The sequence below is a fragment of the Pseudomonas sp. GW821-FHT02H09 genome (assembly GCF_059421425.1).
In genome coordinates this window covers 1-15,846 of the sequence record NZ_JBWKVA010000024.1, presented here as the reverse complement: position 1 = coordinate 15,846, position 15,846 = coordinate 1, and the positions used below count along the sequence as shown (strand labels likewise).

13 protein-coding genes, 2 tRNA genes and 2 pseudogenes are annotated in these 15,846 nt (G+C 59.2%); 13 read left to right on the top strand and 4 right to left on the bottom strand.

The window, feature by feature from the left end:
• The first annotated feature begins 17 nt into the window (after window positions 1-17).
• From AC07VR_RS26330 to greB, 4 genes are all read left to right on the top strand, one after another.
• A complete protein-coding gene (locus AC07VR_RS26330; RefSeq protein WP_495012996.1) occupies window positions 18-1,208 on the top strand; it encodes a pyridoxal phosphate-dependent aminotransferase in 1,191 nt (396 codons plus the stop codon).
• Window positions 1,201-2,616, top strand: a complete 1,416-nt coding sequence (locus AC07VR_RS26325) for an aldehyde dehydrogenase family protein (RefSeq protein ID WP_494994036.1) — start codon at window positions 1,201-1,203, stop codon at window positions 2,614-2,616. Before AC07VR_RS26330 ends, AC07VR_RS26325 begins: the two co-directional genes overlap by 8 nt.
• A gap of 61 nt (window positions 2,617-2,677) precedes the next feature.
• A complete protein-coding gene (locus tag AC07VR_RS26320) occupies window positions 2,678-3,388 on the top strand; it encodes an NAD(P)H-dependent oxidoreductase (RefSeq protein WP_495012995.1) in 711 nt (236 codons plus the stop codon).
• Between the two features lie 98 nt (window positions 3,389-3,486).
• Complete coding sequence (gene greB / locus AC07VR_RS26315) at window positions 3,487-3,960, top strand: transcription elongation factor GreB (RefSeq protein ID WP_494994034.1); 474 nt, start codon at window positions 3,487-3,489, stop codon at window positions 3,958-3,960.
• A 42-nt stretch (window positions 3,961-4,002) separates the two neighbouring features.
• Here greB and AC07VR_RS26310 read toward each other — a convergent pair whose 3' ends face one another.
• Window positions 4,003-6,507, bottom strand: coding sequence for an ABC transporter permease (locus AC07VR_RS26310; protein ID WP_495012994.1), 2,505 nt, complete (start codon window positions 6,505-6,507; stop codon window positions 4,003-4,005).
• Window positions 6,507-7,190: an ABC transporter ATP-binding protein gene (locus AC07VR_RS26305; protein ID WP_494994032.1), complete on the bottom strand. Its 684-nt coding sequence runs from the start codon at window positions 7,188-7,190 to the stop codon at window positions 6,507-6,509. Before AC07VR_RS26305 ends, AC07VR_RS26310 begins: the two co-directional genes overlap by 1 nt.
• A 10-nt stretch (window positions 7,191-7,200) precedes the next feature.
• On the opposite strand from AC07VR_RS26305, the gene AC07VR_RS26300 reads away from it, so the two are divergent.
• The 3 genes from AC07VR_RS26300 (at window position 7,201) to AC07VR_RS26290 (ending at window position 9,269) form a co-directional block, all read left to right on the top strand.
• The gene (locus tag AC07VR_RS26300) at window positions 7,201-7,806 is read left to right on the top strand and encodes an arylesterase (RefSeq protein WP_494994031.1); all 606 of its coding nucleotides are present in this window, start codon (window positions 7,201-7,203) and stop codon (window positions 7,804-7,806) included.
• Window positions 7,807-7,861: 55 nt separating this feature from the next.
• The gene (locus AC07VR_RS26295) at window positions 7,862-8,155 is read left to right on the top strand and encodes a hypothetical protein (protein WP_494994030.1); all 294 of its coding nucleotides are present in this window, start codon (window positions 7,862-7,864) and stop codon (window positions 8,153-8,155) included.
• Between the two features lie 145 nt (window positions 8,156-8,300).
• Window positions 8,301-9,269: a L,D-transpeptidase family protein gene (locus tag AC07VR_RS26290; protein WP_494994029.1), complete on the top strand. Its 969-nt coding sequence runs from the start codon at window positions 8,301-8,303 to the stop codon at window positions 9,267-9,269.
• 122 nt (window positions 9,270-9,391) lie between these two features.
• On the opposite strand, the gene oprI is transcribed toward AC07VR_RS26290, so the two are convergent.
• Complete coding sequence (oprI, locus tag AC07VR_RS26285) at window positions 9,392-9,643, bottom strand: outer membrane lipoprotei OprI (RefSeq protein ID WP_002553018.1); 252 nt, start codon at window positions 9,641-9,643, stop codon at window positions 9,392-9,394.
• A gap of 650 nt (window positions 9,644-10,293) precedes the next feature.
• On the opposite strand from oprI, the gene AC07VR_RS26280 reads away from it, so the two are divergent.
• The 4 genes and pseudogenes from AC07VR_RS26280 to AC07VR_RS26265 all read left to right on the top strand — a co-directional run bounded on the left by AC07VR_RS26280 (window position 10,294) and on the right by AC07VR_RS26265 (window position 14,412).
• A complete protein-coding gene (locus AC07VR_RS26280) occupies window positions 10,294-10,575 on the top strand; it encodes a GNAT family N-acetyltransferase (RefSeq protein WP_007931380.1) in 282 nt (93 codons plus the stop codon).
• A 331-nt stretch (window positions 10,576-10,906) separates the two neighbouring features.
• Window positions 10,907-12,330 (top strand): annotated as a pseudogene (locus AC07VR_RS26275) (aminotransferase-like domain-containing protein).
• A gap of 72 nt (window positions 12,331-12,402) precedes the next feature.
• Window positions 12,403-13,551, top strand: a pseudogene (locus AC07VR_RS26270) (HAMP domain-containing protein); the annotation flags it as partial.
• A complete protein-coding gene (locus AC07VR_RS26265; RefSeq protein ID WP_494994082.1) occupies window positions 13,531-14,412 on the top strand; it encodes a methyl-accepting chemotaxis protein in 882 nt (293 codons plus the stop codon). The pseudogene AC07VR_RS26270 and the gene AC07VR_RS26265, both read left to right, overlap by 21 nt.
• Window positions 14,413-14,563: 151 nt before the next feature.
• Here the strand turns inward: AC07VR_RS26265 and AC07VR_RS26260 are convergent, their stop codons facing one another.
• A complete protein-coding gene (locus AC07VR_RS26260; RefSeq protein WP_494994028.1) occupies window positions 14,564-15,334 on the bottom strand; it encodes a hypothetical protein in 771 nt (256 codons plus the stop codon).
• Window positions 15,335-15,692: 358 nt separating this feature from the next.
• Here AC07VR_RS26260 and AC07VR_RS26255 point away from each other — a divergent pair.
• A tRNA-Glu gene (locus AC07VR_RS26255) sits at window positions 15,693-15,768 on the top strand.
• 2 nt (window positions 15,769-15,770) lie between these two features.
• Window positions 15,771-15,846, top strand: a tRNA-Gly gene (locus AC07VR_RS26250).

The window sequence follows — 15,846 nt, the reverse complement described above, 5'->3', positions numbered from 1 at the left end:
ACAGGGAATACATCACCATGCGCTTTTCCGATCTGACCCAACGTATCGCCGGTGACGGCGCGGCTGCCTGGGAAATTCATTACCGTGCCCTGGCGCTTCAGGAACAGGGCAAAGACATTTTGCTGCTATCGGTGGGCGACCCGGATTTCGATACGCCGGTGCCGATCGTACAAGCGGCCATCGACAGCCTGCTGGCGGGCAATACCCATTACGCCGAGGTGCGCGGCAAGCGTGCCTTGCGAGAAAGCATCGCCAAACGCCATCGGCAACGCAGCGGCCAACAGGTCGATGCCGATCAGGTCGTTGTGTTGGCCGGTGCGCAGTGTGCGTTGTTCAGCGTCGCGCAATGCGTGCTCAATCCCGGCGATGAAGTGATCGTCGCCGAGCCGATGTACGTCACCTATGAAGCGGTCTTCGGTGCCTGCGGCGCGGTGGTGATTCCGGTGCCGGTGCGCTCCGAGAACGGCTTTCGCGTGTTGCCCGAAGACGTCGCCGCGCGCATTACGCCGCGTACTCGGGCGTTGGCACTCAACAGTCCACACAACCCGTCTGGCGCCAGTTTGCCGCGCAAAACCTGGCAGGCGCTGGCCGGGCTGTGCGTCGCTCATGATCTGTGGCTGATTTCCGATGAGGTCTACAGCGAGTTGCTGTTCGAGGGCGAACACATCAGCCCGGCCAGTTTGCCGGGCATGGCCGAGCGCACCGCAACCCTCAACAGCCTGTCGAAATCCCACGCCATGACCGGTTGGCGCGTCGGTTGGGTGGTCGCGCCGCCGTCACTCGCCGGGCATCTGGAAAACCTCGCGTTGTGCATGCTCTACGGCTCCCCGGATTTTATTCAGGACGCCGCGGTGGTTGCGCTGGAAACCCAACTGCCGGAGCTGGAAGCCATGCGCCTGGCTTATCGCCAGCGCCGGGATCTGGTCTGCGAATGCCTGGCGGACTGCCCCGGCGTTCGCGCATTGAAACCCGATGGCGGCATGTTTGTGATGGTCGATATCCGCGAAACCGGGCTCAGCGCTCAGGCGTTCGCCGACCGCCTGCTGGATCGGCACGGTGTCTCGGTACTGGCCGGTGAAGCGTTCGGGCCCAGCGCCGCCGGGCATATTCGCCTGGGGCTGGTGCTGGACACCGGGCCATTGCGTGATGCTTGCAGGCGGATCGCTCGCTGTGCCAATGAATTGATGGAGATACTGGTTGATGCGTGAATACACGGCTCTTTTTATTGACGGCGCCTGGCAGACGCCCTCTGGTCAGGGCATGGCCGAGGTGATCAACCCGGCCACCGAACAGGTCGCAGGCGTGGTGCCATTGGGTGACGAGCGTGATGTCGAACGCGCCGTGGCTGCGGCACGGAAGGCCTTCGGTCCGTGGTCGCGGACCTCGTCCAGCGTGCGTGCAGCCTATATCCGCGGATTGGCCGATCAGCTGCGAGCGCGGGCAGACGAGATGGCGGATGTGATTACCGCCGAACTGGGCATGCCGGTGCAGTGGTGCCGCTCGGTGCAAGTCGACGGGCCGATTGCCGGACTTGAGCAGTACATTGAAATCGCCGGGTTGATGGATGAGGTGCGCGAGGTCGGTAACTCATTGGTGATCCGCGAGCCGGTCGGCGTCTGCGCCTTCATCAATCCGTGGAATTACCCGCTGCATCAGTTGATCGGCAAACTCGCGCCGGCGCTGGCGGCCGGTTGCACGGTGGTGGTCAAACCGAGTCAGGAAACCCCGCTGCACGCCTTCTTGCTGGCCGAAATGATCGAGGCCATCGGCCTGCCGGCCGGAGTGTTCAACCTGGTCAGCGGGCCGGGTTCGAAGGTCGGTGAGGCCTTGGCCAGGCATCCGGACGTGGACATGGTCTCGTTCACTGGCTCTACCGGCGCCGGCGTACGCGTGGCGCAGGCGGCGGCGCCTTCGGTCAAGCGGGTATGCCTGGAACTGGGCGGCAAGTCACCGTTGCTGATCGGCGAAGATGCCGATCTGGCAGCCGCGGTGCGCTACGGCGTGCAGGACGTGATGATCAACTCCGGGCAGACCTGCACCGCCTTGACTCGCATGCTGCTGCCCGCCAGCCGCTACGTCGAGGCGTTGGAACTGGCCCTGGCGGAGACACAAAGCCTGCGTATGGGCGATCCGCTTGACCCGCAGAGTTTCCTGGGGCCGATGTGCTCGGCGGCGCAGCGACGCACCGTGCGTGACTACATTCGAATCGGTCAGCAAGAGGGCGCGCGCCTGCTGTGTGGCGGCGAAACGGCTGACGAGTTCGAGCGCGGTTTTTACGTCAAGCCAACGCTGTTTGCTGATGTCGACAACCGGATGCGCATCGCTCAGGAAGAAATCTTCGGCCCGGTGCTGTGCCTGATTCCCTATACGGACGAAGCACACGCGATACAAATGGCCAACGACTCGCCGTTCGGTCTGTCCAGCGGTGTATGGGCTGGCAGCACTGAGCGTGCACTCGGGTTGGGGCGGCAAATGCGCGCCGGGCAGTGCTTTATCAACGGCGGGGCGTTCAACTATCAGGCGCCGTTTGGTGGCTACAAACAGTCGGGCAACGGTCGCGAATGGGGTGAAGAAGGGTTGGCCGAGTTTGTTGAAGTGAAGGCGATGCAAGTGTGATTTCGCCATGACCGTTGCCCAGCCTTCGCCTTCCAGGTTTGAAAACGTCCAAGGAACTCCTATGAATGTATTGATCGTCCACGCCCATCCGGAGCCCAACTCCTTTACTGCCGCCTTGCGCGAACAGGCGGTAGAAACCCTGAAAGCCCAGGGGCATCAGGTGCAGGTCAGTGATTTGTATGCCATGAACTGGAACCCGGTGGCCAGCGCTGATGACTTCTCCTCGCGGGAGAATCCGGACTATCTGGTCTATGCGCTGGAGCAGCGTCTGGGGGTCAAAAGCCAGTCACTGGCGGCGGATATCCAGCAGGAACTGGACAAGCTGCTGTGGGCCGATCTGCTGATTCTGAACTTCCCGATTTTCTGGTTCTCGGCGCCAGCGATGCTTAAAGGCTGGATCGACCGGGTATTGGTTTCCGGCGTCTGCTATGGCGGCAAACGTTTCTACGATCAGGGCGGGCTCAGTGGCAAGAAGACACTGGTGACGGTGACGCTGGGCGGCCGTGAGCACATGTTCGGCGACGGTGCGATTCATGGCCCGCTGCAAGACATGTTGCGACCGATCCTGCGTGGCACGCTGGCCTACGTCGGGTTCGATGTGCTGGAGCCGTTCGTGGCCTGGCATGTGCCGTACATCAGCGACGACGCGCGCAAGGAGTTCCTGCATAGCTATCAGCAGCGCCTGGAAAACATCGCCCAGGACCAACCTATCGAGTTCCCGCGCTTGTCGCAGTTCGATGAGGCGCTTTATCCGTTGGTCGAGAAAGCTTGAGCGGGTAATCAGGACGAAGAAATTGCTGCGACCCCCGGGTTTTCAGCGAACTTCTGAGTGGTAAGCTGGCATCCGCGCCAGGAAAAGCGAGCAACCCATTGAGCACGAAAATCATCACGAAGGAAGGACATGAGGCCCTTAAAAAGGAGCTGGATTACCTTTGGCGAGAGAAGCGTCCCGACACCACCCGGAAAGTCACGTGGGCGGCTTCCTTGGGCGATAGAAGCGAGAACGCAGACTACCAATACAACAAGAAGCTGCTGAGGGAGATAGACCGCCGCGTCCGTTACATCCGCAAGCGCCTGGAAGATATGCGGGTGGTGGAGTATTCACCTGAACAGGAGGGGCGCGTTTTCTTCGGCGCCTGGGTCGAGATTGAAAATGAAAAGGGTGAAACCAAGCGTTTTCGAATAGTCGGCTACGACGAGATTTATGAACGCATGGATTACATCTCCATCGATTCGCCCATGGCCCGTGCGTTGCTGAAGAAGGAAGTCGGAGACGACGTTGTCGTTCCTACACCCCATGGAGACATGGAGTGGTGGGTGAACAAAATCGAATACGTGAAATAGGTTGTCGCACGGGCCGCAGCTCAGGAGCGCGGCCCGAGCCAGTCAACCCTCGCGCAGGACCGTCAGGGGGCTGGTGTTCAGGGCCCGTCGGGTACCGAACACCCCGGCACCACCCACCAGTAGCGCGCCGATTACCGGCAACAGCAGCAGCCACGGATGCGGGTGCCAGGCCAGATCGAAGGTGTAGCGGTACAGCACCAGGCTCACCAACTCCGACCCCAATGCTGCCAGCATGCCGCTGACCGCACCCAGCAGACCGAACTCGATACGCCGCGCCTTGACCAGCAGTTGTCGCTCCGCGCCGAGGGCCCGCAGCAGTGCGCCTTGACGAATGCGTTCATCGAGGGTCGCCTGCAAACCGGAAAACAGCACCGCCATCCCCGCGGCGAGAACAAACAACAGCACATACTCCACCGCCAGCGTGACCTGGGCGAGGATGCTGCGCAGCTGCGCGAGCAAGGCTTCGACCTGAAGAATGGTCACCGCCGGGAAGGCGCGCGCGAGATCGATGATCTGCTGATCATGACCGGCAGCCAGATAAAAGCTGGTCAGGTAGGTAGCAGGCAGATCCTTCAAGGTTCCCGGCTGGAAGATCATGAAGAAATTTGGCTGAAAGTTATCCCAGTTGATCGTACGCAGGCTGGTGACCTGAGCTTCGCGATTGACCCCACCCACGGTGAAGATCAGATGATCGCCGAGCTTGAGTTTCAGGCTTTCGGCCACTTTGGCCTCGACCGAAACACCCGGCACATCACCGGAAGGCTGTTGCGACCACCACGAGCCCTGCGTGAGGATGTTGCCCGTTGGCAAATTGGCAGCCCAGGTCAGGCTCAGATCGCGCTGGATGGCCCGATCACCTTCGGTATCCTTGCTGACGATTTCCCGCGCCGGTTCGCCATTGATGCTGATCAGCCTTCCCGGAACCACCGGATACAGCGGTGCCGATTGTGCGGATAACTCAATCAAACGGCTGGTGAAGGCCTCTTTATCGGCGGGCAGGATATTCAGCGCGAAATAGTTGGGGGCGTCTTTGGGCAGCTGGTTTTGCCAGGTGTCCAGCAACTCACCGCGCAGCAGTGCGATCAGCGCCATCGACAGCAGAATCAAACCGAATGCCAGCGATTGCCCTGCTGCCGCCAGCGGATGGCGCAGCAACTGACCCAATCCCAGGCGCCACGGCAGGGAAGCACGAGCCAGCAATCGACGCAGGCTTTGCAGCACCACCAGCAACAGGCCACCGAGCACCAGTGCGGCAATTACCCCGCCACCGAGCAGGGCGAAGGTCAGCACCAGGTCCAGGCTCAAGCGCCACATGATCAGCGCAAGGGCCGCCAATGCCGTGCCATAGACCATCCAGGTGCTTGAGGGGATGGGCAGCAGGTCCCGGCGCAACACTCGCAGCGGTGGAACACGCCCCAGGGCGGCCAATGGCGGCAGAGCGAACCCGGCCAAGGCCACCAGCCCGGTGCCGATCCCGGCGATCGCCGGCAGCAGGCCACCGGGCGGTACATCGGTCGGTAGCAGGTCATGCAACAGATAGAACAAGCCCAGCTGTGCGAGCCAGCCGAGCAGGGCACCACTGAGGCTGGCCAGCAGGCCGAGTACGGCCAACTGCACGCTGAACAACTGCATGGTTTCCCGGCGAGACAAACCCAGGCAGCGCAGCAATGCGCTGGCATCGAATCGGCGTGTGGCGAAGCGAGTGGCGCTAAGCGCGACCGCCACCCCGGAAAGTAACACTGCCACCAGGCTGGCCATGTTCAAGTAGCGTTCGGCCTTGCCCAAGGCGCCACCGATCTGCCGGTTGCCGTCGCGGGCATCCTGTAATCGCTGATTGGCGGCCAGGCCGGGCTTGATCAACTGTCGATAGCTTTCCAGGGCGGGCGCTGTGCCGCGCCAGAGTTCACGGTAGCTGACCCGGCTACCGGGTTGCACAACGCCAGTGGCCTCAAGGTCTGCCAGATTGATCAGTACCCTGGGCGTCAGGCTGTAGAAGTTGCCGGCGCGATCCGGCTCGTAGGTCAGCACCCGGGTCAGGCGCAGGTTTTTCATGCCGACATCGATGCTGTCGCCGATCTTCAGATTCAACGCCGGCAACAGGCGGGCCTCGACCCAGGCTTCACCGGGTCTCGGGCCGCCCCCGGGTTCTTCCGGGGCGTAAGGGGCGACGGCGCTTTTGAGCTCGCCGCGCAACGGATAGGTGTTGTCGACGGCTTTGATACTGGAAAGCTGAATGCCGTTATCCGTGGCGATGACGCTGGAAAATTCAACCACCCGGGCATGTTCGAGGCCCAGTTCGATGCCGCTTTGAATCTGTTCGGGGCGCGCTGGCGAGCTCCCCTCGAGCAGCAAGTCGGCCCCCAGAAACTCGGTCGCGCGCAATAGCATGGCGCCATTCAGACGAGCGCCGAAATAGCCGATGGCGGTACTCGCCGCCACGGCGACCAGAATGGCGAAGAACAGCACCCGCAGCTCACCGGCACGGGCATCGCGCAGCAATTGGCGGATGGCAAGGCTGAACAGGCGCAATAGCGGCAAGTGTGCCATCAAGGCTCCAGTGGGGCGACCAGCAGGCCGGCTTCAAGGCGGATCAGGCGCCGGCAGCGATGTGCCAGGCGTTCATCGTGAGTCACCAGTACGAGGGTCGTGCCACTTTCTTTATTGAGTTCGAAGAGCAGGTCGCTGATGCGCTCGCCGGTGTGGCTGTCGAGGTTGCCGGTAGGTTCATCGGCGAACAGTACAGTGGGCTGCGCAGCAAACGCGCGGGCAATCGCGACCCGTTGCTGTTCGCCGCCGGAGAGCTGGCGTGGTGAGTGACTGAGTCGCTGACCCAGGCCAACCCGCTCAAGCAGTTCTCTGGCGCGCTCGCGGGCGTCCTTGCGGCCGTCCAGCTCCAGCGGCAGCATGACGTTTTCCAGAGCGTTGAGGCTGTCGAGCAACTGGAATGATTGAAAGACGAAACCGACATGCTCGGCCCTGATCCGTGCGCGTTGATCTTCGTCGAGGGTGCTCAGGGCTCGACCGGCGAGCACGACTTCACCGCTGCTGGGCAGGTCGAGACCGGCCAGCAGGCCGAGCAGGGTAGATTTACCGGAACCGGAGGCACCGACAATCGCCAGGCTATCGCCCGTGTTCAGTTCCAGGCTGAGTTCGTGCAGGATGGTCAGTTCACCTTCCGAGCTGGGAACCACTTTGCTAAGGTTGCGCGCTGTGAGAATGCTTGCGCCCATGGAGAGTCCGATGCGTGTGTGGTTTTTAAGTGCTGGCCTGGCCTTGATGTGCATGGCCCAGAGCGCAGCGGCGGGTACTGTCCTGATCGTTGGCGATAGTATCAGCGCGGCTTTCGGCCTGGATACCCGCCAGGGGTGGGTGTCCCTGCTCGAGCAACGGCTCAAGAGCGAAGGCTTCACCGATAAGGTAGTCAATGCATCCATCAGTGGCGATACCAGTGCCGGCGGCCAGGCGCGCCTGCCAGCGCTGCTTGTAGAGCATAAGCCTGAGTTGGTAATCCTTGAATTGGGCGGCAATGACGGCCTGCGCGGTCAGCCGCCCGCTCAATTGCAACAAAATCTTGCATCGATGATCGACAGCTCCCGTGCCAGCGGTGCCAAGGTGCTCTTGCTGGGCATGCAGTTGCCACCCAACTACGGTGCGCGTTACACCAAGGCCTTTGCCGAGGTTTACAGCAACCTCGCCGAGGAGAAAAAGATCCCGCTGGTACCGTTTTTTCTCGAAGGGGTGGGCGGGATTCCCGAGCTGATGCAGGCGGATGGCATACATCCCGCGGCAGTGGCCCAGGGCAAGTTGCTGGAAAATGTCTGGCCGACGCTAAAACCGCTGCTTTGACACTTTTCTACTGGCAGTCTTTCGGCTAATGTGGCGCCCCGATTTGGAGCCCCCGATGCCACGTCCCGCCTGGTCCCTGTTTGCCTATCAACTGATCGAGCCTGATGAACAGCTGGATCTGTTCGCCTGCCAGGAAGTCCGGGTGCATCTGGTGACGCGTCAATTGGAGTTGGGCGGCTCGGCCGACCGTACACTGTGCGGCACCTTGTTGCCGGCTCAGCCGCGCTGGTCGAGCGTCGACCGGACGATCTTCCAGGACCAGCGCCTGTGTTCGCTATGTCGGGCAATCCTCGAATCACAGAAACGCGGTACGTCGCCGATCTGGCCGGAGTTGCGCTTCGAGCTGTAAGAGGCGAAAAGATCGGCGGCCCGAACCTGCGGTAGCTCCTGCACCAATTGTGTGCAACCTGGAGCTCGTCGCCCCGCCTCCCGAAGGTGGGGGCGGCGGTGTACAATCCCTCCCTTACCCGTTGATCATGCGAAGGATTTTCCGGATGTTGCCGCGTTTTCCTGCCGTCACCCGTTACCTGTCTCTTGCCGCCCTGTGTGTGGCGGGGCCCGTTGCAGCATTGGAGCTGCCTTTACCACCGCCGGGCGAAGATGTCGTCGGTCAGGTGCAAGTGGTCAAGGCCAAGTATGAAGATACCTTTGCCGATCTGGGTACGACCTACGACCTGGGCTATCTGGAGATGGTTGCGGCCAACCCGGGTGTCGATCCATGGTTGCCGGGTGCGGGCACTGAGGTCGTGCTGCCCACGCGCTTCATTTTGCCGCCGGGCCCGCGTGAAGGCATCGTGATCAACCTGGCTGAATATCGCATGTACTACTACCCCAAAGGCCGGAATGTGGTTTACACCTTCCCGCTGGGTATCGGTCGTGAAGGCTGGGGCTCGCCGATCGCCCACACCAGTATTATCGCGAAGACTCCGAATCCGACCTGGACTCCTCCCGCTTCGATCAAGGCCGAGCACGCTGCTGATGGCGACCCGTTGCCGAATGTGGTGCCAGCAGGCCCGGATAACCCGCTGGGGCCGTTCAAGTTCACTCTGGGGACTCCGGGTTACCTGATCCACGGTTCGAACAAGAAATTCGGCATTGGCATGCGTACCAGCCATGGCTGCTTCCGGATGTACAACAACAACGTCTTGGAAATGGCCGGCATGGTGCCGGTGGGTACGTCGGTACGCATACTCAACGATCCGTACAAGTTCGGTATCAGTGGCGGCAAGGTCTATCTTGAAGCGCATACGCCACTGGATGACAAAGGCAATCCGTCAGTAGTCGACAAGCACACCGCGGTGATCAACGCCTTGCTCAAGCGTCAGGACCTGGCCAATAACCTGCGCATGAACTGGGATGTGGTGCGCGACGTGGTAGCCGCTGAAGATGGCATGCCGGTAGAAATCGCAGTACCGAACAATGCGCCGCTGGTGTCCAGTATACCGATCGATCTGCAACAGTAATCGCTCTAAAAAAACCGCCGAGGCTTCACAGCTTCGGCGGTTTTTTATTGCCGTCAGAAAATCCGGGCAATAAAAAAGCCGATCCAAGAATGGATCGGCTTGATAACAATCCCGAGGGATTATTACTTGCGGCTAGCTTTGTCCAGCATGCGCAGAGCACGCTCGTTAGCTTCGTCAGCAGTCTGTTGTGCTTTTTGAGCAGCAGCCAGAGCTTCATCAGCTTTACGATACGCTTCGTCTGCACGAGCTTGGGAGCGAGCAGCTGCGTCTTCAGTAGCGGTCAGACGTGCTTCGGTTTCTTTGGATACGCTGCTGCAACCGGTAGCCAGAACTGCGGCCAGAGCCAGAGCAGAGAATTTCAGAACGTTGTTCATCGGGTTCCCCTTCAAGGACTTTCTATTAAATAGCCATCTCTTCAGAGTGAGGAAATAGCCGGCGTACATACTACCCATTACTTGTAGTAAGTAAACTGACGTAGCGCAAGAAGCAAAAAATATTCTAGGCCTTGAATATTTTTCGAGCAACTATTCATCAGTCTGTATAAAAAGTATGCAGCTGTGAGGCCCGTGCTGGGCGAGCTGCTTCATAGTGGATCATGAGTGCTCGCTACCGCCTGGGGCTGTTTTGGAGTGTGGGTGAAAGTCGGTCTATATTGATCGGTCTACACTTGTGTTCAGAAATTGCGGAGCGGCTCACGTATCTTTGTCCATGTTGAGGTGACTTTAAGACAGGGCGCTCGTCATAAAGTCTCAATATCCGGCAATGCACAGGCTATCGACCAGGGGGTGTTCGGTCGGGCCACCTCTACGTGATACAGAGCTGCGCCAGCGGGAGCTACACGATGACGAGCGCGCCTTGAGCATTTACGATAATGGCGCCTACTATTTGAAACGTGCTCGGCTGTGCGGGATCGGTAAGCTCTTCTCGGTGTCCAGACAGGCACGGGGTGGCGTAGTAGATGTTTCTTCGCCGGAAAAACATCGGTAAGGTAGTGGTCAGAATCCAAGACCCGCGAGGAGTAGTGATGAGCGAGGCGTTGTCCATCCACCATGACCAGGCTGGTCATCAGTTCGAGACCAATGTGGACGGTCATCGTGCCTACCTGACCTATATGGACCTGGGTAAGCAAACCCTGGACATCTATCGGACGTTCGTGCCCAACGCACTGCGTGGCCGCGGTATAGCTGCCGCGCTGACCGAGCAGGCGCTCGAGTACGCTGACCGCATGGGCTACACGGTCATTCCGTCGTGCTCCTATGTGGAGCGCTACATGGAGCGTCACCAACGGCACGCCGCGAAACTCTGATCAGGTACAGCGATAAAACCCGGTTATTGCCCTGCAATGCTGCTTGTTCAAGCGGTGCAGCTTGCGATCCACTGGATGCCGGGTCTTTGACCTCTTAAACGCCCCGGACCTTACTGGTCCGGGGCGTTTTGCTGTGGAAAACCTTCTTCGCTGGCGCGTGACTATCCCATCTGTCTGGATGTCGGTGACGATGCACTGGCCATGTCAGCCAAGGGGCGGGTGTTGTGTTTCAAATGGTTAGGGCGGGCGATTTCAAGGCCTTATCGTCCCTTGCCAGCAGCGTGCCTGTGCTTAACTGTTTTCAGAAAAAACAGTCAGGGATCGTCTATTCATGGATTTGAAAATTGATCGGCAGGCGCTCGTGCCGGTTGTGCAGCAAATCGTCAACGCATTGGCTGCGTGGATCTATCAGGGCAACGTGCAATCCGGTACGCGTCTGCCTCCTGTCAGGCAATTGGCCCGGGACAATCTGCTCAGCCAGTCCAGCGTCATCGAAGCCTATGAGCGGATGGTTGCTCAGGGGTTGCTGGTATCACGGCAGGGTTCCGGGTTCTTCGTCGGCGAACAGGTGTCTGCGCTCCAGCCCCGGAATAAAGCTCAGTGGTATGAAAATGTCGAGGCGGGGTGGAGTCGCTTCACCGGCAGCCCTTCGGGTGAGTTGAGGTTGGGGTGCGGGTGGTTGCCTGAAAGCTGGCGAGAAAGCGATGACCTCAGTTACGCGATTCGCCAGCTCATTCGCACCGACATGAGCGCGTTATTCAACTACAGCACGCCGTTGGGTTTGCCTCTCTTGCGCCAGCAACTGCAAAAGCATCTGAAGCGGATCAACATCTGTGTGGATGAGGAGCAAATCCTGACCACCCATGGCGCCAGTCATGCCCTCGATCTGGTGGTGCGCACACTGCTCAAACCGGGCGATTGTGTGGTGATCGAACCCCCGGGCTTCTCCAATCTCCATCGTTTGCTGAGGCTTCATGGGATTACGCTGCTTGAGGTTCCCAGAGCGCGTAGCGGGCCGGACCTCGATGAGCTCGACAGCGTGCTGGAGAAACATAAACCTCGCGCTTTGTTTATCAATAGTCTGTACCACAACCCGACCGGCAGCAGCCTGAGCCCATTGGTGGCGCAGCGATTGCTGCAATTGGCGACTCACCATGACTTCTTCATTGTCGAAGACGACGTCTATGCCGATTTCCAGAATGGCGCTTGCACGCGCCTGGCGGCCCTGGATGCCAATGAGCGGGTCATTTACATCGCCAGTTTCTCGAAAACCCTCAGCAGCTCGCTACGGCTCGGCTATATCAGCGCCAGCGTTACTATCATCGCCAGGCTGGCCGAGGTGAAGATGATTACCAGCCTCGGAGCTTCGCGATTTTGTGAGGCGGTGGTGGCCAGCCTGTTGGCCACCGGTGCCTATCGCAAGATGGCGCAACGCCTGCGTCAGCGTTTGAACAAAGACAGGCTTGTCACTCTGCAAGCGCTGGAGGATGCCGAATGGGAAGTGTTCAGCAGACCTGCCAGTGGCATGTTCATTTGGGCTCGGCCCGGGTTGTCCGACTATGCGCGGGTGCGCGAACAGGCTGGCAAACTTGGTGTAGTGCTTTGTCCTGGCGGTGGGTTCAATCCAGACGGTGCTCCAGGCAATTGGCTGCGTATCAATGTGGCCTACGCCAACGACCCGCGGGCCTTGGCATTTTTCCGCGCCACGACTCTGTCGGATCGACCTCTACCATCCTGAAAACGACCTTGGCGTAGCTTTTTGCCATTATTCAGGCGCCGGAGACTTGTGCTCAAGGGCAGCCCATTGCGAATCTGCACAAACAGAAAATGGCCTTTATGCCATTCGGTGTTGGAAGGGGACTACGCGCAATGATTACGGCCGCTCAAGGACGTTTTGCCAACCTTGGTATGGCGAAAAAACTGGGTATCGGGTTTTTTCTGGTATTGCTTCTGACGGCTTTGGTGGCAGCCATAGGCGTGTGGTCCCTACAGGTGATCAGTCATCGCTTCGATGGTCTCAAACAAATGTCATCGCTCAACAGTGGCCTGCTTAAAGTGCGCTTGCTGGAGCAGAACTATGCGCTGCATGGCGACTCGAAAACCGCCGATGCCTTGCATGAGGGCGTTGACGGTCTGATCGCGCTGGCGACGCAACTCAAGGCGCAGTCGGCGGCCAACGTCCCGGTGATGAACGATGTCGAACAGGCGCTTGGGGCTTATCGCAAAGCCTTCGATGAGTTCGTCGAGCTGACCCAGGCCAAGGATCTCGCGCTGGAAATGGCCAGTTGGTCGGTTTCCAGTGTCGCCAATAACCTCGATGTACTTCAGGCCGGTCTTGCCGATGATGGTGCCTACACACTGAAGCAATCCCAGGGCAAGGAGGGTGCAGAGTTTATCGCGCAAGCCAATCAGGTCAGTCAGGTATCCAGACTGATGCTGCAGGCGATGAACGAAGCTCGCATGCGTCTGGATCAGAGCCGCAAGGGCGAAGATGAGAGTGGGGAGCAAGGCAAGATCGAGCAGGCTGATCAGGCGTTGACCCAGGCCGAGCAGCTCAAGGCAACGGTCAAGGATGCGGGGTATCAGACAGTCCTCAACGAAGTGGCCGGGCATATTGCCAGCTTCAGCGAAAAGCTTACCGAATACACCGGTTTGCTGGCGCAGGAGAAAAAGGTCTACCAGCAACTGCATGAGCGTGCCGCGCAAGTGGTCGAGCGGGTCGATCAGGCCTATGCAGCCGAAGATCAGTCGATGCAGGTGGAGCTTAAAAAGAACTCGGTGCTGATCATCGGCTCCTCGGCATTGGCGCTGCTGGTCGGGTTGATTGCCGCGTGGGTGATTACCCGTCTGATCGTTGCGCCGCTGCGTAGCGTGATTCATGTCGCTCAACAAATAGCGGCGGGGGATCTCAGTGCGACGGTGGAGGTCACGCGTCGTGACGAAATTGGCCAGTTGATGCTCGCGATGCAGCAGATGGGTGCCGGGCTAAGCAATATCGTCAGTGGATTGCAGGCGGGTATCGAGCAGTTGGCGAGTTCGGCTCATTCGCTGTCGGCGGTGACCGAACAGACCAATCTCGAAGTCAGCAGCCAAAAAGAAGAGACCGAGCAGGTCGCTACGGCGATGAACCAGATGACTGCCACTGTGCATGACGTGGCGCGCAACGCCGAAGAAGCAGCTCAGGCTGCACAGAAGGCCGACGACAAAGTTGAAAGCGGTCAGCAGGTTGTCCGTCAGAGCATGCAGCGTATAGAGCAGCTCGCGGACTCCGCCACCTCGGCCAGCACCAGCATTGAAAGTCTCAGTGCGCAAATACAAAACATCGGTACGGTGCTTGGTGTCATCAAAAGCGTGGCCGAGCAAACCAACCTGTTGGCGCTCAACGCAGCTATCGAAGCGGCACGCGCGGGAGAACAGGGCAGAGGCTTTGCGGTGGTTGCCGACGAGGTGCGGGCTTTGGCCAAACGAACCCAGCAATCCACGGAGGAAATCGAACGACTGGTGAGCGCTTTGCGTTCAGCCGCGCATTCGTCGGTGCAGCAAATTCAGAGCAGTGGCGAGCTGGTCAAACTGGCCGTCAGCGATGCGTTGCAGACCGAAAGCGCTCTGGGCAGCATTGCTGTTGCGGTGTCATTGATTCAGCAGATGAACCAGCAAATCGCCGCTGCGGCCGAACAGCAAAGTTCGGTGGCCGAAGAGATCAACCGCAGTGTCACCAGCATCCGCGCCAGTGCCGATCAATCGTCTTTGGCAATGCAGGGTAACGCCGCCTCCAGCATCGAACTGGCGCAGCTGGGGGCAGAGCTGAAGGGGATGGTTGGGCATTTCCGGTTGTAGCAGGAGCAGCCGGTCGACGCTCGATTGCTCGCGATGGACGTTAACGATAACGCGTGTTTTCTGAATAAACGCGTCGCCCTTGAGTCCATCGTCGGAACGCCGCCCGGACCAATCGAGCGTCGACCGGCTGCTTCTACAATGGAAGCATCTCTTAGTCGTAAATCGCTTTCTTCTTCCAGTCAGCGTCGGCTTCCACTGTCTTCAGGCCTTCGGTCAACTCGTTGACGTCACCTTCTACCGGCTCAATGTTGGTCAGTACCATCGAGTTGGCGCGCGCCAGGAGTTTTTCCAGGTACTTGAGCTGCTCGTTATAGACCACCGGATCCGGCTGCTTGCGCAGGTACTGCACGCCGCGTTCGAACGCCAGGCGCGCCTGACCAGGTTGATCCTGTTGTAGGGCATGCTGCCCCAGGTTGTTGAAGAACTCGATATGCAGCAACACCAGGATATGACGAACTTCTCTGATCCAGTGCTTGGCCTCATTGGCTGGCAGGAAACCGTCCTGTGCTGCCCGAGTAACCTGGCCGTGCAGCGCTTCCAGTAGAAAGCGCACATCCTTGGCTTTGGCTTCGGTCTGGATCGGTGCCGGCGGATTGTTGACCGGAATCGATTCGCCCTGGGCGACCATGGCGTTGAGTTCGGTTACCCGCGCCTTGGTAGATGCGTCGGATTTGTTCAGGTTCAACAGGCGCTGAGTGACATTGAGCTCCAGTCGGGTCAGCAGCAGCTTGAGTGCCGGTGTCATCAACTGGCCGGGGAAGGTCTCGGTGATTTCGCCGCAACGGCGCAGGCGGTCGTTGAGTTCGACCTTGGTGCGCGCTTTTTTCAGCTTATTGTTTTCCACCACATGGTTCATGTAGCCAATGGCGATCAGTATTACGATCCCGGCTACTACTAGCAGGGTGATCATGAGTGGTGTCACCGTTAAGACCTCTTTATAGGGTTTGCGTGCGAGTGTAGTGGCTTAGCATTTGAGCGCATAGGGCAGTGCGACGAGTTGAAACGCGCTGTCGCGCCGCTATTAACGGTAGTTGCTGGATGAATGCACATTGCCATCATTTGCTGCGTTGGACTATAACGTCTTGTCGGGTGCCAGAATATAGGCGCCAAAGCCTGGGCGGGGAAAAGGCTGAAACAGCCCCCAAAACCATGGCGAAGTCATTGATTTAAATAAATTTATATCTGGGGGTTGACGACCTCCCAATCCATCCATAGAATGCGCGCCACTTACAGCGTAAAGCACACAGCGAAACGCAGTAAGTAGTGAATGTTGTAGGTGTGTCCCCTTCGTCTAGTGGCCTAGGACACCGCCCTTTCACGGCGGTAACAGGGGTTCGAGTCCCCTAGGGGACGCCAATGCGGGAATAGCTCAGTTGGTAGAGCACGACCTTGCCAAGGTCGGGGTCGCGAGTTCGAGTCTCGTTTCCCGCTCCA

Excerpts from the sequence above, each read along its gene's own strand:
- AC07VR_RS26330 (WP_495012996.1), top strand. The coding sequence starts at position 18 with ATGCGCTTTTCCGATCTGACCCAACGTATCGCCGGTGACGGCGCGGCT.
- AC07VR_RS26325 (WP_494994036.1), top strand. The coding sequence starts at position 1,201 with ATGCGTGAATACACGGCTCTTTTTATTGACGGCGCCTGGCAGACGCCC.
- AC07VR_RS26290 (WP_494994029.1), top strand. The coding sequence starts at position 8,301 with ATGTTGCCGCGTTTTCCTGCCGTCACCCGTTACCTGTCTCTTGCCGCC.
- AC07VR_RS26265 (WP_494994082.1), top strand. The coding sequence starts at position 13,531 with ATGCTCGCGATGCAGCAGATGGGTGCCGGGCTAAGCAATATCGTCAGT.
- AC07VR_RS26300 (WP_494994031.1), top strand. The coding sequence starts at position 7,201 with ATGCGTGTGTGGTTTTTAAGTGCTGGCCTGGCCTTGATGTGCATGGCC.
- AC07VR_RS26280 (WP_007931380.1), top strand. The coding sequence starts at position 10,294 with ATGAGCGAGGCGTTGTCCATCCACCATGACCAGGCTGGTCATCAGTTC.
- oprI (WP_002553018.1), bottom strand. The coding sequence starts at position 9,643 with ATGAACAACGTTCTGAAATTCTCTGCTCTGGCTCTGGCCGCAGTTCTG.
- AC07VR_RS26320 (WP_495012995.1), top strand. The coding sequence starts at position 2,678 with ATGAATGTATTGATCGTCCACGCCCATCCGGAGCCCAACTCCTTTACT.
- AC07VR_RS26295 (WP_494994030.1), top strand. The coding sequence starts at position 7,862 with ATGCCACGTCCCGCCTGGTCCCTGTTTGCCTATCAACTGATCGAGCCT.
- AC07VR_RS26305 (WP_494994032.1), bottom strand. The coding sequence starts at position 7,190 with ATGGGCGCAAGCATTCTCACAGCGCGCAACCTTAGCAAAGTGGTTCCC.
- AC07VR_RS26310 (WP_495012994.1), bottom strand. The coding sequence starts at position 6,507 with ATGGCACACTTGCCGCTATTGCGCCTGTTCAGCCTTGCCATCCGCCAA.